Origin of the sequence: Pseudomonas sp. 10B238 (genome assembly GCF_000970615.1) — a bacterium.
GTDB lineage: Bacteria > Pseudomonadota > Gammaproteobacteria > Pseudomonadales > Pseudomonadaceae > Stutzerimonas.
This window is the reverse complement of record NZ_KQ033963.1, coordinates 1-2882: the sequence shown is the minus strand read 5'-3', so window position 1 is coordinate 2882 and position 2882 is coordinate 1. Positions and strand designations below refer to the sequence as shown.

The 2882-nt window shown below is 51.3% G+C and carries 4 protein-coding genes; all 4 read right to left on the bottom strand.

All coding sequences use genetic code 11. The features are described 5' to 3' along the window. Positions 1-167: 167 nt before the first annotated feature. On the bottom strand, positions 168-1541 hold the full coding sequence (locus tag RT21_RS22725; protein WP_046164446.1) for a heavy metal sensor histidine kinase: 1374 nt from the start codon (positions 1539-1541) through the stop codon (positions 168-170). Between the two features lie 100 nt (positions 1542-1641). Next, positions 1642-1872 (bottom strand): hypothetical protein, encoded by a 231-nt coding sequence (locus tag RT21_RS22720; protein WP_014822242.1) that lies wholly within the window; start codon positions 1870-1872, stop codon positions 1642-1644. 313 nt (positions 1873-2185) lie between these two features. Further along, positions 2186-2503 carry a co-regulatory protein PtrA N-terminal domain-containing protein gene (locus tag RT21_RS22710; protein ID WP_014822244.1) on the bottom strand — a complete coding sequence of 106 codons (318 nt, stop codon included), beginning with the start codon at positions 2501-2503 and terminating at the stop codon, positions 2186-2188. A gap of 142 nt (positions 2504-2645) precedes the next feature. Beyond that, on the bottom strand, positions 2646-2882 hold a 237-nt coding region (locus RT21_RS22705; protein WP_046164445.1), incomplete at its 5' end, for a copper-binding protein.

The following is a 2882-nucleotide window of genomic DNA, read 5'->3' as shown; positions in this document are numbered from 1 at the left end:
AAGCACGCTTCGTTGAGCGCTGCGGCTGTCGAACCGCATTTTCTTGATGAGGACGCTTGCACGTGAAACCTCCAGAACCAAATATACAGTACGAAAGCCTTGGCCTCCTCCGGTTCAGCCGGGCATTTGTATAAGCGTAGATCAGCGTCGTTGCCAGCACTTTGCCATTAACTAGACATCAGCCTTGGAAGCGTCATTGTGAAAGTCGTGTGCCCCTCAGCTGATTCGCAAGCGATGCGCCCCTTGTGGGCCTCAACAATCGACCGTGTGATAGCCATGCCGAGGCCCGCATTAAGGGTAGTACCTTCGCGCCTTGCGGTATCCACCCTGTAAAATCTGTCGAATATTCGAGTGTGAAGCTCGGCTGGAATAGTAATGCCGCGGTTGGTTATAGCTGTCGAAACCGAGTTACCACTCTCGCTTATTTCAACCCTGATAATGCTGCCTTCCTCTGCATACCGAACTGCGTTCGAGACTATGTTTGAGATGGCCCGTCTTAGCATTGATTTATCGCCATGTACCGACCCATCGCCTGAAAGCGCGATTTCGACCTTCTTGTCCTCGGCTGCGAGCTCGTAATATTCGATAACACTCGTGGTCATCTCAGCCATGCTGGCCCCTTCGGCACTGGGCGTAATCTTCCCATTGTCCGCTTTGGCGAGGAACAGCATGTCATCGACCATCTTTGACATGCGCCTAAGTTCTTCGAGGGCGGAATACAAGATATCCTTGTAGTCGGTATTTTCGCGGTCGCGCAAGAGCGCGACCTCCATTTGGGTCAGCATGCTGTTCAGCGGCGTTCTTAGCTCATGCGCGATGTCCGCTGAGAAACCTGACAACCTGAGGAATGAGTCATCCAAGCGCGAGAGCATTTCATTGAAGTTGTCTACGAGTTCATGAAGCTCGCCTGGCACTGACTCGGTTGGAATTCTGGTATCCAAACAATTGGCAGTTACTGTAGAGGAAGTCTTAGAGAGTTCATCGATCGGTTTTAAACCCTTCCTGATCAGAACCACACCTAAAGCGCCACTCAAAAGTGCACTGACCACCAGCGTATAAGCGAACCATTGCTGAATCATTTCGAAGAAGTGGACTCGATGCGTTACATCCAAAGCCAGATAGATGACTGTGTCTTGCCCTTCGACCCACTGGTTTACTTTTCTGGTAATGCCACTGTACTGATGCCCAGCGAAATTTACTGTCCAACGTTCCTCTTGGATGTCCGTGACAAGTGGTAGCAAGCTCTCAGAGAGATTGTGATGTGAGTAGACTGTCTTGCCGTCTACTACAACTGCAGTTGCGAAGCCAAAGGAGTGCTCAATAACGGCATCGATCCTTGAAGCGGTCTCAGGCCCAAATGCTGAGCTGTTGAGCAGCGTACGCTCTACTGCAGCGGCCTTTTCATTCAGCACTTGTTCATCTTTGCGTTCGAAATGGAGCTGGCAAAAATAATTGAAGCTGATTGCGGCCGCCATCAGCACAACCGTAACCACAAGCATGAAAGCTATCGCCATTCTGCTCGTCAGTGACACTTTTCCCATCAGTACGGTCCTAGTTAGGCCATCACTCACAAGAAAGCAGGCGGGCACCCAGAAAAGGTGCCCGGCCTGCTTCGATCATGTTTGCTCGCACTCTCGTATCCTAAGCAGCGTCTGAATTTTCGCCAGTTTGCGAGTGGCCGGCTTTGGCCCCCTCCATCATTTCACGACACTCTTTCATCATTCCATGCATGTCGCCCATCATTTCCATATGCTTGTCGCCGCTCATCATGCCGGTTTCTGAATGGCTTTGGTCCGATTTATCTACCGCTGCGAAACTCAGTCCGCTCGCCAGGGTGATTGCGATTGCTGTAACGGTGATGGCCTTTCGCATGTTAAATCTCCAAGTTCAGTGGGTTATTCGCTTTTGCTTAATAAGGTGTTTTCGCCAACGTTGGGCTCCTCGGGCTTGTCGCATTTACCGCTAGACATATGCTTCATGCATACGACCATCATCAACAAGCAGGGCAAGAGAAAGAGCAGGCTTGGCAGCGTTGTTGCCAACGCCGCAGTGCTTTGGTTCAGTAGCATGTAGCCAACCACAGCTGCGGTTAACCCCGTTACGACCGGATTGCGCTGCAGTACGCTTTTAATCTTGGATATTATGCCCCTCATCTAACTATCCCTCGGATATTAAGCTTGGCAGATTAGCCATTGTTCACGCCAACTGGGGTGCTCAGAAACTCTACCGTATGGATCTTCCCGTCAGGGGTCTTGACCGTCATCTCATACGTCTGGACTTGGGCGCTTGTTCTATAGTTTTGAATCATTCGAGTCGTGCCGGTCGCGCCAGCAGGTGCGATGCTCAGCACTTGGCCTTCTTTTACAAGCTCCTTAAGGGTGGGCTTTGCTCCTGCCGAGTCATTTAAGCGATTCAGCGTACGTTCGCTTCCGCCTTCGGCCATTGCAAGCGAGGAAGCAACGGTCAGAATAAAAGGAACGATTACTTTGGTTATGCGGTTCATGGTTTGCACCTCTTGGTTAGTTGATGCCTGTAGATTAAAGGCTTGCTACTTACAAGAAGCTGTTGCCAAGGTTACAAAGCGGTAATCGCTTCATTCTCGTGTTGGTACGACCGCCGCGCCTGCGGCGGTCGCTTTCTGCTCTTTACTGCTTTTCGATGCGCGTAATGGTGGAATCCATACCTTTCGAGGAGAACTCGAATTCGACCTGGTCCCCTTCTTTCAGCGTTTGGAGCTGATCAGGCTTTGCTTTGAAGCCCATCGTCATCGACGGCCAGCCCAACGCTTCGACCGGGCCGTGGGCAATGGTGACGGTTCCGCTCTCGGTGTTTACTTTCTTGACCGTACCTGTGGCTGTAGCGGTCTGTCCCGCCGACTTCTG

Bases quoted from the DNA above. Each gene is read 5' to 3' on its own strand.
- RT21_RS22725 (WP_046164446.1), bottom strand. From the start codon at position 1,541: ATGGGAAAAGTGTCACTGACGAGCAGAATGGCGATAGCTTTCATGCTT.
- RT21_RS22720 (WP_014822242.1), bottom strand. From the start codon at position 1,872: ATGCGAAAGGCCATCACCGTTACAGCAATCGCAATCACCCTGGCGAGC.
- RT21_RS22710 (WP_014822244.1), bottom strand. From the start codon at position 2,503: ATGAACCGCATAACCAAAGTAATCGTTCCTTTTATTCTGACCGTTGCT.